The organism is Dialister succinatiphilus YIT 11850, from assembly GCF_000242435.1.
Classification (GTDB): domain Bacteria; phylum Bacillota; class Negativicutes; order Veillonellales; family Dialisteraceae; genus Dialister; species Dialister succinatiphilus.
On the sequence record NZ_JH591187.1, the window covers coordinates 609,147 to 625,965 of the forward strand.

At 50.2% G+C, this 16,819-nt stretch carries 19 protein-coding genes; all 19 read left to right on the forward strand.

Going from position 1 to position 16,819, the window contains the following annotated elements:
- Positions 1 to 490: 490 nt before the first annotated feature.
- Positions 491 to 1,555, forward strand: a complete 1,065-nt coding sequence (locus HMPREF9453_RS02540; RefSeq protein ID WP_008858999.1) for a M24 family metallopeptidase — start codon at positions 491 to 493, stop codon at positions 1,553 to 1,555.
- A gap of 16 nt (positions 1,556 to 1,571) precedes the next feature.
- A complete protein-coding gene (gene efp / locus HMPREF9453_RS02545) occupies positions 1,572 to 2,132 on the forward strand; it encodes an elongation factor P (RefSeq protein ID WP_008859000.1) in 561 nt (186 codons plus the stop codon).
- Between the two features lie 12 nt (positions 2,133 to 2,144).
- Positions 2,145 to 2,510 carry an Asp23/Gls24 family envelope stress response protein gene (locus HMPREF9453_RS02550; protein WP_008859001.1) on the forward strand — a complete coding sequence of 122 codons (366 nt, stop codon included), beginning with the start codon at positions 2,145 to 2,147 and terminating at the stop codon, positions 2,508 to 2,510.
- Positions 2,507 to 2,854: a hypothetical protein gene (locus HMPREF9453_RS02555; RefSeq protein ID WP_008859002.1), complete on the forward strand. Its 348-nt coding sequence runs from the start codon at positions 2,507 to 2,509 to the stop codon at positions 2,852 to 2,854. Before HMPREF9453_RS02550 ends, HMPREF9453_RS02555 begins: the two co-directional genes overlap by 4 nt.
- 11 nt (positions 2,855 to 2,865) lie before the next feature.
- Positions 2,866 to 3,252 (forward strand): transcription antitermination factor NusB, encoded by a 387-nt coding sequence (gene nusB, locus HMPREF9453_RS02560; protein ID WP_008859003.1) that lies wholly within the window; start codon positions 2,866 to 2,868, stop codon positions 3,250 to 3,252.
- Between the two features lie 2 nt (positions 3,253 to 3,254).
- Positions 3,255 to 4,193: a tRNA (adenosine(37)-N6)-threonylcarbamoyltransferase complex transferase subunit TsaD gene (locus HMPREF9453_RS02565; protein WP_008859004.1), complete on the forward strand. Its 939-nt coding sequence runs from the start codon at positions 3,255 to 3,257 to the stop codon at positions 4,191 to 4,193.
- 379 nt (positions 4,194 to 4,572) lie between these two features.
- Complete coding sequence (gene xseA / locus HMPREF9453_RS02570) at positions 4,573 to 5,637, forward strand: exodeoxyribonuclease VII large subunit (protein ID WP_008859005.1); 1,065 nt, start codon at positions 4,573 to 4,575, stop codon at positions 5,635 to 5,637.
- 4 nt (positions 5,638 to 5,641) lie between these two features.
- Positions 5,642 to 5,890, forward strand: coding sequence for an exodeoxyribonuclease VII small subunit (xseB, locus tag HMPREF9453_RS02575; RefSeq protein ID WP_187368034.1), 249 nt, complete (start codon positions 5,642 to 5,644; stop codon positions 5,888 to 5,890).
- Positions 5,850 to 6,728 (forward strand): polyprenyl synthetase family protein, encoded by an 879-nt coding sequence (locus tag HMPREF9453_RS02580; protein ID WP_008859007.1) that lies wholly within the window; start codon positions 5,850 to 5,852, stop codon positions 6,726 to 6,728. The genes xseB and HMPREF9453_RS02580 overlap by 41 nt, the downstream gene beginning before the upstream one ends.
- Before the next feature lie 873 nt (positions 6,729 to 7,601).
- Positions 7,602 to 8,423, forward strand: a complete 822-nt coding sequence (locus HMPREF9453_RS02585) for a TlyA family RNA methyltransferase (RefSeq protein ID WP_008859008.1) — start codon at positions 7,602 to 7,604, stop codon at positions 8,421 to 8,423.
- A 48-nt stretch (positions 8,424 to 8,471) separates the two neighbouring features.
- A complete protein-coding gene (locus HMPREF9453_RS02590; RefSeq protein ID WP_232217307.1) occupies positions 8,472 to 9,305 on the forward strand; it encodes an NAD(+)/NADH kinase in 834 nt (277 codons plus the stop codon).
- Between the two features lie 282 nt (positions 9,306 to 9,587).
- Positions 9,588 to 9,896, forward strand: coding sequence for a 50S ribosomal protein L21 (gene rplU / locus HMPREF9453_RS02595; RefSeq protein ID WP_008859010.1), 309 nt, complete (start codon positions 9,588 to 9,590; stop codon positions 9,894 to 9,896).
- Positions 9,896 to 10,222, forward strand: a complete 327-nt coding sequence (locus HMPREF9453_RS02600; protein ID WP_008859011.1) for a ribosomal-processing cysteine protease Prp — start codon at positions 9,896 to 9,898, stop codon at positions 10,220 to 10,222. The genes rplU and HMPREF9453_RS02600 overlap by 1 nt, the downstream gene beginning before the upstream one ends.
- 5 nt (positions 10,223 to 10,227) lie before the next feature.
- Positions 10,228 to 10,512 (forward strand): 50S ribosomal protein L27, encoded by a 285-nt coding sequence (gene rpmA, locus HMPREF9453_RS02605; protein ID WP_008859012.1) that lies wholly within the window; start codon positions 10,228 to 10,230, stop codon positions 10,510 to 10,512.
- 1,246 nt (positions 10,513 to 11,758) lie between these two features.
- Entirely contained in the window at positions 11,759 to 12,550 is a 792-nt protein-coding gene (gene dapB, locus HMPREF9453_RS02610; protein ID WP_008859013.1) for a 4-hydroxy-tetrahydrodipicolinate reductase, read from the forward strand.
- 9 nt (positions 12,551 to 12,559) lie between these two features.
- On the forward strand, positions 12,560 to 13,594 hold the full coding sequence (locus HMPREF9453_RS02615) for an aspartate-semialdehyde dehydrogenase (RefSeq protein WP_008859014.1): 1,035 nt from the start codon (positions 12,560 to 12,562) through the stop codon (positions 13,592 to 13,594).
- Between the two features lie 217 nt (positions 13,595 to 13,811).
- Complete coding sequence (gene dapA / locus HMPREF9453_RS02620) at positions 13,812 to 14,723, forward strand: 4-hydroxy-tetrahydrodipicolinate synthase (RefSeq protein ID WP_008859015.1); 912 nt, start codon at positions 13,812 to 13,814, stop codon at positions 14,721 to 14,723.
- Positions 14,724 to 14,798: 75 nt separating this feature from the next.
- On the forward strand, positions 14,799 to 16,097 hold the full coding sequence (locus HMPREF9453_RS02625) for a histidine-type phosphatase (protein WP_008859016.1): 1,299 nt from the start codon (positions 14,799 to 14,801) through the stop codon (positions 16,095 to 16,097).
- 134 nt (positions 16,098 to 16,231) lie between these two features.
- Positions 16,232 to 16,819, forward strand: a complete 588-nt coding sequence (locus HMPREF9453_RS02630; protein WP_148363710.1) for a xanthine phosphoribosyltransferase — start codon at positions 16,232 to 16,234, stop codon at positions 16,817 to 16,819.

The following is a 16,819-nucleotide window of genomic DNA, read 5'->3' on the forward strand; positions in this document are numbered from 1 at the left end:
TACACCCTTTTGCCACTACGTGGCATTTCCCCTCAAGGGGAAACGAGAAATTCAGAGGGGCCTTCCGATTGTCGGCTGACCGACCCTAGATGAGGATGAGGGCGGGAAGGTAGTCCCGTAACGCTGACTTTATAAGCATTGCCGCAGAGCGGCAATCCGCAACCCTCGGGGCCAAAGGCCCCGTCAAACTTAAGAACCCTTGGGCCCGAAAGGGCCCATCAATCCTAAGAACCTTTTTCCACAACCCTTCTACACAACCTGCCGACGTAGTCGGCCCCAACCAGCGGCGCCGGCCGCGCCCCCTTTATACTGCGGCGAAGCCGCCACCACAACCTTCAGCCCGAAGGGCTGTCAAACTTAAGAACCTTCCGGCCACAGCCGGTCAATCTTAAGAACCTTCCCCGCCGAACCCTTCCGCTCCCGCAGGCCGTGTCAAAAAATCTAGACAAAAGGCCCAAGATACTGTATGATTATAGGGTAATGGAAGAGAGTGATCTTTTTGATTGATAAACAAATGATTTCCAAATCCCTGTCCAAATGGGGCGTAGACGGCCTGTTTGTACAGAAGGATGAGAATTTACGGTACATCAGTGGATTCACCGGTTCTGACAGTTATCTTTTTGTGACGCCGGAGTCTTTTTATCTTCTGACTGATTCCCGGTATGTGGAGCAGGCGAAGGAGGAAGCGAAGGGGTTCACTGTGGTGGATTACAGGGGGAAGCTGGCGGAGACGCTGGCCCGTCTCTCCAGTTCCCACCATGTGAAGCGTCTGGGCATTGAGTCGGTTTTGTCTTACAGGATGTATCTTTCTTTTGATGAGACCATGCCGGATGTGGATTTTGAGTTCTGCCCGGTAGATGATGTGCGGCGCATCAAGTCGGATGAGGAGCTTTCTCTTTTGAAGAGGGCCTGTGAAATTTCCGATGAGGGATTTAAAAATACGATTCCTTATATCCGCGCCGGTGTGACAGAACGGTATCTGCAGGCGGTGCTGGAGTGCGAGATGCTGAAGGCGGGGTCTGAGGGAAAGTCCTTTGATACCATCGTGGCATCCGGCGAGCGGGGGGCTTATCCCCACGGCACGGCTACAGAGAAGGTCATCGAGAATGGGGACCTCATTACCTTTGATTTCGGCGCCATTTATAAGGGATATCATTCCGATATTACAAGGACCGTGGCAGTGGGAGATATTTCCAGCCGCCAGCGTTTCCTTTACGATAAGGTTCTTGGCTGCAACGAGCATGTGGAAGGCCTTCTGAAGGCAGGCATCAGGGCCGATGAGGCCGATACGGCAGCCAGGGAGTATTTTAAGAAATGGGATCTGGATGCTTATTTCACCCATGCCCTGGGTCACAGTGTGGGCCTTGAGATTCATGAAGCCCCTGTGCTGGCCCAGAGGGACCATTCAGTTCTGGAAGTGAATATGACGGAAACTGTTGAACCGGGGGTCTATATCCCCGGCACCGGTGGAGTCCGTATCGAAGATACGGTTGTTATAAAGCAGGATGGCATTTCCATTCTGACTCAATTTCCCAAAAAATTTTTGCAAGTGTAGCAGGAGGAAGATTTAAATGATTTCTAGTAATGATTTACGTCCCGGTATTACCGTTGAACTGGATGGCCAGGTTTGGCAGTGCGTTGAATTTCTGCATGTAAAACCGGGCAAAGGGGCCGCTTTCGTACGTGCCAAGCTGAAAAACCTGCAGAATGGTTCCGTAGTGGAACGTAAATTCAATGCAGGCATTAAGCTGCAGCCCGCAACAGTAGAACGCAAACCTATGCAGTATCTTTACGAAGCTGATGGCTCCTACTGCTTTATGGATACAGAAACTTATGAACAGATCATGCTTAACAAGGAACAGCTGGGTGACAAGATCAACTTCCTGAAGGAAGAAATGGAATGCACCGTCATGTTCTTCAACGGCAACATCATCGGCGTAGATATTCCGAATTCCGTAGAACTGAAGGTCGTTGAAACTGAACCCGGCATCCGCGGCGATACAGCAACCGGCGGCTCCAAACCGGCTAAACTGGAAACAGGCTATACCGTTTCTGTTCCGCTGTTCATTAACGAAGGAGAAGTTCTCCGCATCGATACCCGTACCGGCGCATACATTGAACGTGTAAAATAATCCGGTCATCCTATGGAAACGGTATCTCAGGAAAATGATCTGGGAAAGGTGCGCCTGACGGACCGGGTGATTGCGATCACCGCCAGGGCGGCAGCGCTGACCGTTCCGGGCATTGCAGGCATGGGGGAAACTTTTCTCCAGAGCCTTTCTTCCGTAATGTCCGACAAGGATACCGATGGCGTCCATGTAGGATTCAAGGACGGCGCTGTGGAGGTAGATCTCTATGTCTGCGTTCGTCACGGGATGCGGATTCCTGCGGTGGCTTTGAAGCTGCAGGAAACGGTGAAAGAAGCGTTGTCTGACTCTCTGGGTATCCGGGTATCTGCGGTGAATGTGAATGTGTCCCAGGTTATTTTTGATAAGGATAAAGCAAAATGAGTCAGGATGAATCCGTTACCATCGTGCCGGAAGAGGAAGTGTATGAGAAAATCGAGAAGGCCGTACTGGCTCTTCCCGAGGTTTCTCATTTTACTGCCGACGGTTATCAGGAGATGATTTCCGGTATTTCCCAGGCCTTTGGCTTTCGTGGCCATAAGGGGCTTCTGCTGCGCCGCAGCAGAAAGAAGGGAATCAAGGTCTATATGTCCCTGGCCCTCCATAAAGGGTGCCGGGTCAATGAAACGGCCCGCTATATACAGATGGTAGTGAGAAATCTTCTCCTTTCCCTTACCGATGAAACCATTTATGGAATCGATGTAACCATTACTGATATTGTGGATTGAAAGAGGTCATCATGAGCAGAAGAAATGCAAGAGAATATGCTCTCAAGGTTTTATATTCCCGGGAGCTGAATCCGGATACGGAAACGATTGATTCCGACGGATTGGAGTTATCCGAAAAGGACAGGGATTTTGCAGATGCTCTGGTGAAGGCGGTATCTGACCATGGAGAAATCGATGATATGATTTCTGCTCATGTGACGAACTGGTCTCTTTCCCAGCTGAATGTGGTGGATAAGAATATCCTTCGCCTGGCGCTGGCTGAATTCCATTTCATGGGTGATGAGGCGGAAGACAGGAAGCTGATTATCAATGAAGCTGTGGAAATGGCCAAAGTCTACGGCGGTGAATCCTCTTACCGCTTTATTAACGGCGTTTTAGATAAGGCAATGAAAGGATAATTATGGCCAGGTTTCTTGGAATAGATACCAGCTGCTACACTACATCGGCCGCTGTTTATGACTCTTCCGGGGAGCTGGCAGGGGAAGAAAGGATCGTGCTGTCTGTGAAGGAGGGAAACCGGGGACTTTCCCAGTCCCAGATGGTTTTCCAGCACACGAAAAATCTTCCTGTCATTCTGCAGAAATTATCTCCTTTACTGCAGGATATCAAAGGAATAGGAGTATCTTCTTTTCCACGGAGGCGGGCAGATTCCTACATGCCCGCTTTTCTTGTTGGCAAAGGAGCTGCCTTTTCCCTTGCTGCTGTGCTTCATGTACCGGTATTTGAATTCAGCCATCAGGAAAATCATGCGATGGCTGCCTTGAGAAAAGAACCTTCCCTGTGGGGGAAGCCTTTTTATATGATGCATATGTCCGGCGGCACGCAGGATGTGCTTTCCTGCACCTGGGAAGGGGAATTCATGGAAATTAAAACCCTTATGGACTCCCGTGACATTACGGCCGGCCAGTTCATTGACCGGATCGGGGTAGCGCTGGGTCTTCACTTTCCCTGCGGTAAAGAATTGGAAAAACTGGCTCTTGATGGACGCCATATTTACCATATTCCCCGTTCTTCGGTGAAAGGTTCCTTTTCTTTCTCCGGTCCGGAAACGAAAGTACAGAGGGACATCGCATCGGGACAGTACAATAAAGAGGATATAGCGGAAGGGGTGCTGGAGCATATTGGGAAAGCACTGGATAAAGAGCTCACCGCCTATCCTTTCAAAAATGACCGTCCCTTCATTGCCGTAGGCGGTGTCATGTCTAATCGGTACCTTAGAAACAGGGTAGAAGAAATTCTCGGAAAAAAGGGGATCAAAGCCTACTTTGCCGATATCACTGCCAGCAGCGATAATGCCACGGGGAATGCCTTCGGGGCGTATATGCTGGCTGAGGCTTGAGGGTTGCTGGCGGCTAGTGGCTGGGGAGCCCCGCCTCCCACTCGTCATCCTGAGCAAAGCGAAGGATCTCGGTAAGAATAGTAAGTGAGAGGAGTACCGGTAAATACCAGTCGGCGGGAAGTGTGCTTCAGGTACCAGGCCCCTGCATGAATTCCAATGACGTCATCCTCGCCACGCACCGAGATTCTTCACTGCGTTCAGAATGACAGGAGTCAAGGGGCCATCCCATGACCGGTGCTTGCTCAATTTCTTCCCGCCTCCCACCTTCCCCTTGAGCGAAGCACACAACCCTTCTACACAACCCGCCGCCGTCAGGCGGCCATAACCTTCGGCCCGTAGGGCCGTCCACCCTCACGCCCAAAGGGCGTGTCATAAAACTATGAAAATCTACAGCGTAAATGAATGCACCCGCCTTCTGGCAGGGCGCATGAAGAAAGATTATATTTTCAGCCATGTGGCTGTACGGGGGACCATTTCTTCCGTTCATACCCACTTTTCCGGCGTCACCTATTTCACTCTTCTTGGTGAGGAGTCCCGGCTTTTCTGCGTCATCGGCCGCATGGGCAGTTCTTTTCTCACCCGGAACCTTATGAGCGGCATGGAGGCTACGGTAATCGGGGATATCCGGTTCAATACTCTTTCCGGCTGGCCCAGTCTTTTCGTGGAACGGGTCATGGATATTCATAAAAGCCGGAACCAGGAAGAGAAAGAAGATATGGTGAAGGAACTGGAAAGAGAAGGCTACTTTGATCCTTTACGAAAGAAAGGGCTTCCTCCTTTTCCTTTTCATATCGGCATCATTTCCTCTGAAAGTGGCGCCGTGGTCCATGATATTGTGAAAACGGCGGGGCTTCGGAATCCCTGCGTCCGGTTTACCCTTTACAGTACATCGGTGCAGGGGGAAGAAGCAGCCCGGGACATGGCGGATAGGATTCGTGAAGCCTGCAGGGCGGAGGACAAACCGGATATACTGATACTGGCCCGCGGCGGCGGGGCAGAGGATGATCTTGGCCCTTTCAATGAAAGAATCCTTTTGGATGCAATTCATGAAAGTACTATTCCTTTAATTTCCGCTGTAGGTCATGAAACGGATACCACTCTATCGGACCTTACGGCAGACCGGAGGGCATCTACGCCCACCCAGGCCGCAGAAATAGCCATACCGGAAAGGACAGTGTGGCTCTCCCTTCTAAGGGACAGGATCAGGGAGCTGGAAGAGGGGCGAAAATCCTGTTTCCTTTCTAAAAAACAGGAAATTGCAGATATGCTGATTTCCATGAAGGAACACACTTCACCAAAGGGTCTGCAGGATCTTCGCCGGGAGATTCAATCGCAGGTTCTGCTTTTGGACCAGCAAAAGGAAATGCAGCTCAAATCCCGTTATCGGAGTGTGCTGGAATCGCTCATGAGCCTGCAGAAATGGAGTAGCGGACATGGAAACTAAGTCAATGACTTTTGAAAAAAGTATGGAAACCTTAAAAGAAGCTGCCCGCCGGATTTCTTCCGGAGAAATCAGTATCGATGAAATGGCTGCTGTTTATAAAAAGGGTATGGAAGCGGCTGACCGCTGTTTGTCCATCTTAAATGAAGTGGATGGAGAGCTGGCAGTGATTTCACAAAAGACAGAAGATTTACTGACAAAGGAGATGGAGTCCCATGATTCAGGAAATACTGAAAGAAAAGCAGAAACTCATTAATCACAGGCTGGCCCTTCTTTTAAAGGCGGACCGGGTGGAACATGAGACTCTTTACAGCGCCATGAATTACAGTCTGCTGGCGGGAGGCAAGCGGATCCGGCCTTTCCTTTTTCTCACGGTACTGGATATACTTGGCGTGGACAGCGGTCTTTATATAGATGCTGCCTGCGCTTTGGAATGCGTGCATACCTATTCCCTGATTCATGATGATCTGCCTGCCATGGATAATGATGATTACCGCCGCGGCCGGCTGACAAACCACAAGGTTTACGGCGCCGGCATGGCTACGCAGGCAGGGGACGGCCTTTTGACCTTTGCATTCCAGCTTCTCTCGGAGCAGAAACAGATAGCTTCTGATATCCGTGTAGAACTGATTTCCCTCCTGGCCCGCGCTGCCGGTCCGGAGGGCATGGTGGGGGGACAGGCTCATGATATAGAGGCGGAAGGAAAGCATCTCACTCTTTCTGAACTTAAAATTCTGGATGCCTGCAAAACGGGCTGCCTTCTTTCTGCTCCCGTATCCATGGCCTGCGCTGTGGCAGGAACGGCGCTGAAAGACAGGGTGCTTCTTGAGAACTTCGCTGCCCATCTGGGCCTCCTTTTCCAGATCACCGACGACCTTCTGGATGAAAAAGGAAATCTGGAGGATATGGGCAAAATGCCTGGACAGGACGAAAAGGACCATAAATCCACCTTCGTTACCATTCTTGGCGTGGAAGAAGCAGAGAAATACGCAGAAGAAGAAGGGGCCCTGGCAAAAGAAGCATTGGCAAAACTTCCTTTTGATAGTACAATTCTCTATGAACTCACCGATCTGCTGCTGCATAGAAAGAAATAATGGACAAGCGCCTTATGGCGCGGTCGGGACCGGGATCGGTGCGGTGCTTGCCGGTATTCCCGTAGGTTGACGCGGCTTCGCCGCGAGGGTTGATGGCGCCGCCGGGCCTTTGGCCCTGGGCGCCAAGGGTTCTGTCCGGGACTGGCTGACGCCTTCCGGACGGGTTGAGGGCTCCCGCCCTAGGGAGTTATATAGTACTGTGGAGGTCCTGCATAGGATCTCCAAGTCAGCCAAAGTAGGCCCTTAGCCTGCCCATTAAAGGGCTTACCTATTGGTTGGCTGACCGTGCCCGCTGGCGAGGTACGGCGCCTTCGGCGCCATTTCTTATGCCGCCTTTGGCGGCTAAAACCATACAACCGCCCTGCGGGCGTTGGAAATGCATCCCCCTTTGGTGGCTGGCGCCACCACCTTCCCCCCACTTCGTGGTGGGACTATGGGTACTTAGCCATGGAGCCATGTCTCTACAGGAAAGCATAGAAATCTATTCTGCCCCCTGAATAGGGGTGGCAAGGGAACACGATTCGTAAGGAAGCGAAGCGACCTGAGAATCGTGTGACACGCTTTCCCGTGGAGAAGTCCGGCGCAGCCCGGAAAGGGGGTGGCGAGCCAGTCAGCAGAATGTTTTTCATGCTATATGACTCATAAAGCCAATTCCGTAACGCTGGCTTTATACTCATCGCCCGATAGGGCGATACCACAACCCTCGGCCTGAAAGGCCGTCAAATTTAAGAACCCTTGGGCCTGAAAGGGCCCATCAATCCTAAGAACCTTTCCCTTCACAACCCGCCGCCGTGAGGCGGCCACAACCCTCGGGCGAAAGGCCCGTCAACCCTCACACCGCAGGTGTGTTAATTTTCAAAAAGAGGTTTCACATTGGCTAACCAGAAAGTAAAAAAAGAACGGCTTGACGTGCTCCTGGTGGAGCAGGGATTTTTTGAAAGCCGGGAGAATGCAAAACGTCATATTATGGAAGGCATTATTCTTGTAAATGATGTGCCTGTAGATAAAGCGGGAACGAAGGTGCCGGTGGACGCCAGGCTCCGCATCAAAGGCCATGTTATGCCTTATGTGGGCCGCGGCGGTTTCAAGCTGGAAAAGGCGCTGAAAACATTTTCCATTGATCTTAAAGGGAAAGTGATGGCCGATATCGGCGCTTCCACCGGCGGTTTCACGGACTGCGCCCTGCAGAACGGGGCGGCAAAGGTATTTGCCATTGATGTGGGTACCAACCAGTTGGACTGGAAGCTTCGTTCCAATCCGCAGGTGGTGAACATGGAGAAAACCAATATCAAGGTGGTGACGAAGGACCTTCTGGGAGAAATGGTGGATTTCATTTCTACGGACGTTTCCTTTATTTCCGTTACGAAAATCATTCCTGCCGTACACTCCATTCTGAAGGAAGAGGGATCTCTGGTTATCCTTATTAAACCCCAGTTCGAGGCAGGCCGTGAAAAGGTAGGGAAGGGTGGAATTATCAAGGACCCCAAGGTACATGCCGAAGTAATTGAAGATACGCTTCAGGCTTTTAAGGAAGAGCATCTTTACTGCCATGGCCTTACCTATTCGCCCATTAAGGGGGGCTCCGGAAATATTGAATTTCTTGCCTGGCTGAAGCAGACGCCGCCGGAAAAGGAAATAAGGGCAGCGGATATGGTGAAAGTGGTGGAGGAAGCCCACAGCGGGTTGAAAGGATAAGAAATGAAATTTGGCATTTACCCGAACCTCGGGAAAAAGGATTTAAAAATGGCTCTGGAAAGGCTGACCGCTCTTTTGAGAGATAAGAATATAGATTACAGCCTGCCTCTTTCCATGAAAAAAGGCCTGATGGACATGGGTTTTACAGAGGATACCTATGAAACCGATGAATCCATGGGAAAAAGGGATTTTATCCTGTCCGTGGGAGGTGACGGTTCCTTTCTCGGCGCTGCCCGCGCATTCAGGGATTATCCTGTTCTCATGGCGGGGCTCCATCTGGGAGATTTAGGCTTTTTAAATTCCATGACCTTAAGGGATATGGAAAAAAGGGTGGACCAGATTCTGTCGGGAGATTATCAGGAAGAGCATCGCCTCTATCTTTCCGCTGCTTTGATTCATGGGGATGGGAGAAAAGAGAAACTGCCCACCGTGCTGAATGATGTGGTCATCGGCCATGCCTCCATCGGCCAGCTGGCAAGGATCCGTCTTTTCATTAATGACAGCTTCATTCAGGAATATGCGGCCGACGGGCTTATCATTTCATCGCCCACCGGTTCCACCGGCTATTCCCTTTCCTGCGGAGGCCCCGTGCTTGGGCCTTCTGATGACCGGATCATCATCGTCCCTATCTGCGCCCACACGCTGCAGCGTTTTGCCATGGTTCTTTCCAGGGATGATGTGGTTAAAATCACTGTACCGGAAAGAGAAAAGGAACTCTGTCTTTCTCTTGATGGAGCCTGCACCTTCCGTTTTAACAAAACGGACACTTTACTGGTCAGAAGCATAGAAAAACCGATCCGTTTCCTTCGTTTCAGGGACCAGGATTTCTTTGGAAGTATAACAAGGAAATTGGTAAGGAAAGTGGCGGACTGCGGGAAGTAGGACAGGCCCCTTTGAGGCTTGTCCATCATGGCGCCAGTTTGTATAAAACCGTACCATCGGACTTTCGGCCGTGGGAAAACAGGCAGACTGACGCAAGGCCCGGTGGCAGGGATTTTCTCCGCTGCGTCTGGAAATCAAAATTTCTATTGACATTCCCTTTTTCTTTTTGTATAATAATCAAGTCATTGTACATAGGTGCCATGACGCAACCGCACGAATAAGGCTTTGAAAATGCAGAAATGCTGCCTGCATCGGCGAGTATAGTAAAGAGGAGGTGCACAAATGTACGCAATTATCAAAACCGGTGGAAAACAGTACGTTGTTGAAGAAGGCAAGGTTATTTCCATCGAAAAACTGGACGTTGAAGAAGGCGCTGAAGTAACTTTTGATGAAGTTCTTCTGGTTTCCGGAGATGACGTCAAGATTGGCCAGCCCAACGTAGCAGGTGCCAAGGTAACAGGCAAGGTTCTTGAACAGGGTAAGGAACGCAAGATCCGTATCTTCAAGTACAAGGCTAAGTCCAACTACCGCCGCCGCCAGGGCCATCGTCAGCCTTTCACAAAGGTAAAGATTGAAAAAATCGAAGCATAATGATCACTGTAAAAATGCTTCATGATGGGAAAGGGCTGTACAGAGGCTTTTCCATCCATGGACACGCAGATGGTTATGAAAAGGATGGGGAATATGATCTCATCTGTGCCGCGGTCAGTGCCATTACATTGACAACTGCCGGCGGCCTGGAAGATGTGCTTCATAGAGAAGGAACCTATGATTCCGACTTCGGTTTCATGCATGTGGAGATTTCCACACCGGAGGATGAAAAAAGCCAGGTTCTTTTTCAAACCATGGTTCACGGTCTTCGAGCTGTAGAAACCCGGTACCCCCGCCATTTAAAGATTCTAGACATAAAGGGGTGAATTTCATGTTACTTTTTGATCTTCAGTTATTCGCTCATCATAAAGGTGCTTCCAGCACAAGCAACGGCCGCGATTCCAACGCGCAGCGCCTTGGCACAAAGATGCACGCAGGACAGATTGCTAAACCGGGCAACATCATCGTTCGCCAGAGAGGCACTCATCTCCATCCCGGCCTGAACGTTAAGATCGGCAAGGATGACACACTCTTTGCTACTGCAGAAGGCAGAATTGCTTTCGAACGTCTTGGCAGAGACAAGAGACAGGTCAGCGTATATCCTGTTGAAGACTAAGAGCAGAAAGAGCTGCAGGAAACTGCGGCTCTTTTTTTGTGCTCTGCGGAGGGCCTAGGTCGGGATCGGGACGGTGCTTTCCAGTATTCCCGAAGGTTGATGTGCACATCCTGCATAGGATGTGCAAGTCGGCCGACCGTGGTCTTTCGCCGCGAGGGTTGATGGCGCCGCCGGGCCTCAGGCCCTGGGCGCCAAGGGTTCTGTCCGGGACTGGCTGACGCCTCCCGGACGGGCTCCGGGCTCCCGCCCTCGGGAGTTATATAGTATCGCTGCGCTGGCGAGGTACGGCGCCTTCGGCGCCATTTCTTATGCCGCCTTTGGCGGCGAAAACCTTTACAACCGCCCTGTCGGGCGTCGGAAATGCAATCCCCCTTTGGTGGCTGGCGCCACCACCTTTCCCCCGCAGTTCGGTGGGGCGGCAAAAGGAAAGCGTCTTAATGGGCAGGCTAGGCGCCTTACTTCGCCCCACTTGTAGGTCCTATGCAGGACCTCCACAGGGGCACTATGGATGCTTAGCAATGGAGCCATGTCTCTACAGGAAAGCATAGAGCGATTTATTCTGTCCCCCGGATGGGGTGGCAAGGGAACACGATTCGTAAGGGAGCAAAGCGACCTGAGAATCGTGTGACACGCTTTCCCGTGGAGAAAGTCCGGCGCAGCCGGATAAGGGGGAGCCGCGTAGCGGCTAATCACCAGAATGCCAATCAAGCCATATGACACTGAAAGTAAATCCCGTAACGTTCTTGCGTCCCCTTTAGGGGAAGAGGGCCACGAAGTGGCGAAGGGTGTGCAAGCGAACTGGATTCATAGGGGAGCCCCGCGACCCGCGAATCCAGTGAGACGCCATCCAGCGAAGTCGGTATGTGCGAGGGTAAGAATGATTATGATACTCGATGTGGACGTGACCGCCGAAAGGCGGCATTATAATACTTATCGCCCGATAGGGCGATACCTCAACCCTCAGCGCCGCAGGCGCTGTCGCCCCCTGAGCGAAGCGAACACAACCCTTCTACACAACCTGCGGCGCCAGCCGCCATCACCACCCTTTGAACCCTCTGAACCTTTTGAACCCTCTGAACCCGGGCCGCTCTGGCGTGTCCATAGGGTGTCCCAAATCTTTTCCATATATAAAAAATATATTTTTCCTGTATTGACGTTATTGTCAATTTATACTACCATAGATTCAAACTAACAAATGCCTTATAGGGAATTTTTGCCTATAGAGCCATAGAAGGAGGAGTTACGCATGATTGAAGTTTTAGTAAACGGCGCATCCGGACGCATGGGCAGTGAAGTGGTCCGTTCCGTAATGGCTGAAGAGGGACTCGCCATTGCCGGCGCAGTGGATCCTGCTGCTGCAGGAAAAGATCTGGGTGAGGTAGTGGGCATCGGCCACAATGGCATCACCATTTCCCCTAATCTTGAGGAAGCCTTTAAGGTAAAGAAGCCGGATGTGGTCGTCGATTTCACAAGCCCGAAGGTGATTTATGAAAATGCGAAGTTCGTCCTTTCTCATGGAGTGAATATGGTCATCGGTACAACCGGCCTCACCGCTGACCAGAGAAAAGAACTGTCTGAAATTGCCAACAAATCCGGTGCCAATGGACTGGTGGCTCCTAATTTCTCCCTGGGGGCTGTCCTTCTCATGAAGGTTTCGGCTGAGATTTCCAAATACATGCCCAATGCAGAAATCATTGAGCTCCATCATAACCATAAATATGATGCTCCTTCCGGTACGGCCAAGCTCACTGCGGAAAAGATGGCAGCCGCAAGAACAAAGGCTCCGGAACCGGATGAAACAAAGGAAAGCCTCCCTGGTGTAAGGGGCGGCAAGTATGAAGGGATTACCATCCATTCTGTCCGCCTTCCCGGCTACGTAGCTCATCAGGAAGTGCTCTTTGGCGGTTATGGTGAAATCCTTACTCTCCGTCATGACTCTTTGGATCGCAAGTCTTTCATGCCCGGTGTCATGCTGGCCTGCAAAAAATGCATGACTGTCAAGGGCTTTGTTTATGGTTTGGAAAATTATCTGGAATGAGGTGTTTCTATGAGTAAACTTCCGCGAGTGGCAGTCCTTGGTGCTACCGGCGCTGTGGGACAGGAATTCATCCGCCTTTTTGAAGAAAGGGATTTTCAGTTTGCTTCCCTGAAACTCTTGGCATCGAAACGGTCTGCAGGGAAAAAGATGATGGTCAAAGGGAAAGAATACACCGTAGAAGAAGCAAAGCCGGAATCTTTTGAAAATATCGACATTGCACTTTTTGCAGGCGGCAGCATCAGCAAGACCCTGGCTCCGGAGGCTGCTAAACGGGGAGCCGTAGTCATTGATAATTCTTCCACCTTCCGTATGGATCCGGAGGTGCCGCTGGTCATTCCGGAAATCAATCCGGAAGATATCGCCAAACATAAGGGCATCATTGCCAATCCGAACTGCTCTACCATTATTATGCTTATGGCATTAAAGCCTATTTATGATATTTCCAGAATTAAGAGAATCATCGTAAGCACCTATCAGGCTGTTTCCGGTGCAGGTAAGGATGGCATTGATGAGCTTTTGGATGAAGCGTCAGCCATTGCGAAGGGGGAGACCTATGAACCGAAGATCCTTCCTTCTGCCAGCCTGCCTAAGCATTATCAGATTGCTTACAATGTGATACCTCAGATCGACGTTTTCCTTGACAATGAATATACCAAGGAAGAAATGAAGATGGTGAATGAAACCCATAAGATTTTCCATGATGACACCATCGCCATTACGCCGACGGCGGTGAGGGTGCCTGTTATCAGAAGCCATGCAGAATCCATCTATATTGAAACAGAAAGGCCCCTTTCCACCGATGAGGTGAAGAAGGCTGTTCAGGGCTTCAAAGGCGCTGTTCTTGTGGATGATATCAAGAATATGGTTTATCCCATGCCTCTTGACACTTCCAATAAGACCGATGTGGCTGTAGGCCGCATCAGAAAGGATCTGTACTGCAAAAACGGCATCAATCTCTGGGTATGCGGTGATCAGATCCGCAAAGGGGCAGCCCTCAATGCACTGCAGATTGCAGAGTACATGATGAATCATGATATGATTTAATATTGGATCTTATTGCAGAGGGGAAAGGTTCTTAAGATTGACAGGCTGCCTCCCACCGTCATCCTGAGCGAAGCGAAGGATCTCGGTAAGAATAGTATGTAGGAGAAACGCTACTAAATACCAGTGGGCGGGAAGGTTTGCTAGTGGCTGATTTTCCCCAGCTGCCAGCTCACTAGCCCACCAGCTTACTAACATATATCAAAGGAGATACTAAAAAATGGCAACAGCAAAATTTGGACGGGTCATTACCGCCATGATTACTCCATTTCTTGAAGATGGTTCCGTAGACTATGAAGGAGCGGCTGCACTGGCCAGGCACCTGGTAGCCCACGGTTCCGAAGGCATTCTGGTAGGCGGCACCACCGGTGAAGGCGCCACCATGACCACGGAAGAAAAACTGAAACTTTATAAAACCATTGTGGATGCTGTAGGCAGGAATGCACCGGGTAAAAAAGTTCCCGTTATGGGAAATATCGGCACTATCAGCACAAGGGATACCATTTTGTTCGGCCGGGAAGCAAAGAAAACGGGCATTGACTGCGCTCTTGCCATTGTTCCTTTCTATGTGAAACCGAACCAGGAAGGTATGTACCAGCATTTCCGCGCTATTGCCAAACATGTGGATCTGCCCATTGTGCTCTACAATGTTCCGGGGCGCACCGGTGTATCCATCCAGCCGGAAACCATCAAGCGGATTGTGGATGAATGCCCCAATGTGGTAGGTATTAAAGACGCCACCGGCAACTGGGACCAGGTAACGAAGGAAAAGACTCTGCTGCCCGATGATTTCATGATTTACAGCGGCGACGACGCATTCACCCTGCCTATTCTGGCAGGAGGCGGCGTAGGGGTCATTTCTGTTGCCAGCCATGTGATTGGTGATGATCTTCTGGCTATGGTGGATGCTTTTGAAAAGGGAGATCTGGAAAAGGCAAGAGCCCTTCATCTGAAAATGTATCCTATTATGAAAGGTATGTTCTTCGTTGCCAGCCCGATTCCTGTCAAGACGGCAGTCAACCTCATCGGTCAGCCTGGCGGCCATTTCCGTCTTCCCATTGTAGAACCGTCGGAAGAAGAAAAGAACCATGTGTACCAGATGCTGAAAGATTATGGCGGATTAGTCAAATAAAGAATGATAGAAAAGGCTTCCTCCGTGAAGCCTTTTTTACTGAAATGCATCATTCAGTCTATGGAAGGAGGAAATATGTTTATTTCCAGATGGATTCGATCGTTTGGCTCCTGTAAAAAATCGGCGGGACTTATGATTTCCGCCCTTGCCCTTTCACTGGCGCTTGTGCCTGATTTTCCTGCAGAAGCCAGGGTAGGACTTCACCAGAACTATGAACTTCAGAAAGTTGTTATTTTCAGCCGCCATAATCTGCGTTCTCCCATGGCAACGGACAGCGAAAAAAGGAAGAATCTGACGCCTCACCAGTGGCAGGATTCCCAAATTCCTCCGGGATATCTGTCCAACCGGGGCGGCCTTGTAGAAACGATGATGGGGGAGTCGGTGAAAGATGAACTGACTCGGGAAAATTTCATGATGTCACCGAAGGACTGGGAAGGGAAGGCTTCCTATTTTTACGCCGATTCGGACCAGCGCACCATTGCCACCGCCCGTTATTTTGCTGCCGGCGCCGCTCCAGAAGCCAATATCAGGGTACATCACAAGATGGAAGGGACGAAAGATCCCGCCTTTGATACAAAGCTGCCGGATACGCTGGACAGGAATACTCTTTCTGCTGTCCGCGAGGGGGAAGATATCTGGATTCGTTCTTTCCTTTCTGCCAATAAAGAAGAAATGAACAGTGATTTCCGGGAATTGGAAAAGATACTGGATATATATTCTTCACCGGACGCCCAAAAGGGAGATTTCAAAGGATTTGTACCGGAAGACCTTCAGATCACCATGAAGAGCGGCGAGAAGCCGAAGATGAAGGGATCCCTGAAAACGGCCCATTCCCTGGCAGACTCCCTTTTAATCCGCTATTATGAAACGGAAGATGACAGGGAAGCTGCTTTTGGCCACACCACGACCTTTGAAGATTGGAAAAAAATCGGCCGCATTAAAGATGATTTTGGAATTCTCCTCTATGGGGAGCCCCAGGCCGCCCGTTACATGGCGATGCCTCTGGTCCGTATGATGGAGAGGGAAATGAAAAACAGCCGGAAATTTTCCTTCATCTGCGGCCATGACTCCAATATGACGGCTATTCTTTCCGCATTGGGCACCTATCCCTATGAGCTGCCCAAGTCTTTGGAAGGAAGGGTTCCCTTCGGCGTGAAACTGGTGATTGAAAAATGGAGGGGAACTGACGGAATTCTTTATGGATCCGCCTGCCTCCTTTATCCTGCTTCCCGGGATATCCGTCATATCACCGTACCTCGGGAAGATGTGACGCCTCTTAGGTATCCTTTAACTTTTCACGGGATTTCGCAAAATGAAGACGGCATGATGAAATGGGCTGACCTGGAAAAACTGTTCCATCAGGCAATCCTTTGACAGTATCCGGAAAAAATCAGGAACTATGGTTGAAAACTCCATAGTTCCTGATTTTTTTGCATTGATTTGCCTGCCATGATACAATAAGTTAATACTATCTTTATATTTTGGGTATGAGAAAGGGAGCAGAAATGATGGCATCCGAATTAAATCTGTTACAGAAGAAGATACTGACCGATGGAGTGATTAAACCGGGAAACGTACTGAAAGTGGACAGTTTCCTTAATCATCAGATCGATGTGCCTTTTATCAGTGAGCTGGGGAAAGAATTTAAAAATATATTTGCCCATAAGAAAATAGATAAGATTCTGACCATCGAAGCTTCCGGCATCGGTATTGCCTGCCTGACAGCCGTATATTTCGGCGTGCCCGTGGTATTTGCCAAAAAGTCGGCCGGTTCCAATATGGATACCGAAGTATATACAACGGAAGTGAAGTCTTTTACCCATAATAAAGTGAACCATGTGGTCGTTTCCAAAAAATACCTGAATCAGGGTGAACATATCCTCATTATGGATGATTTCCTTGCCAACGGCTGCGCCGTAGAAGGGCTGATGGACCTGGTTTCCCAGGCAGGCGGTATCGTAGAGGGCGTAGGCATCTGTATTGAAAAGGGCTTCCAGGGAGGCGGTGATGCCCTGCGTGCCAAAGGAGTGGATGTCAGGTCCCTGGCTATCATTGACAAGATGGATGCTGCTACCGGCACCATTACATTCCGGTGA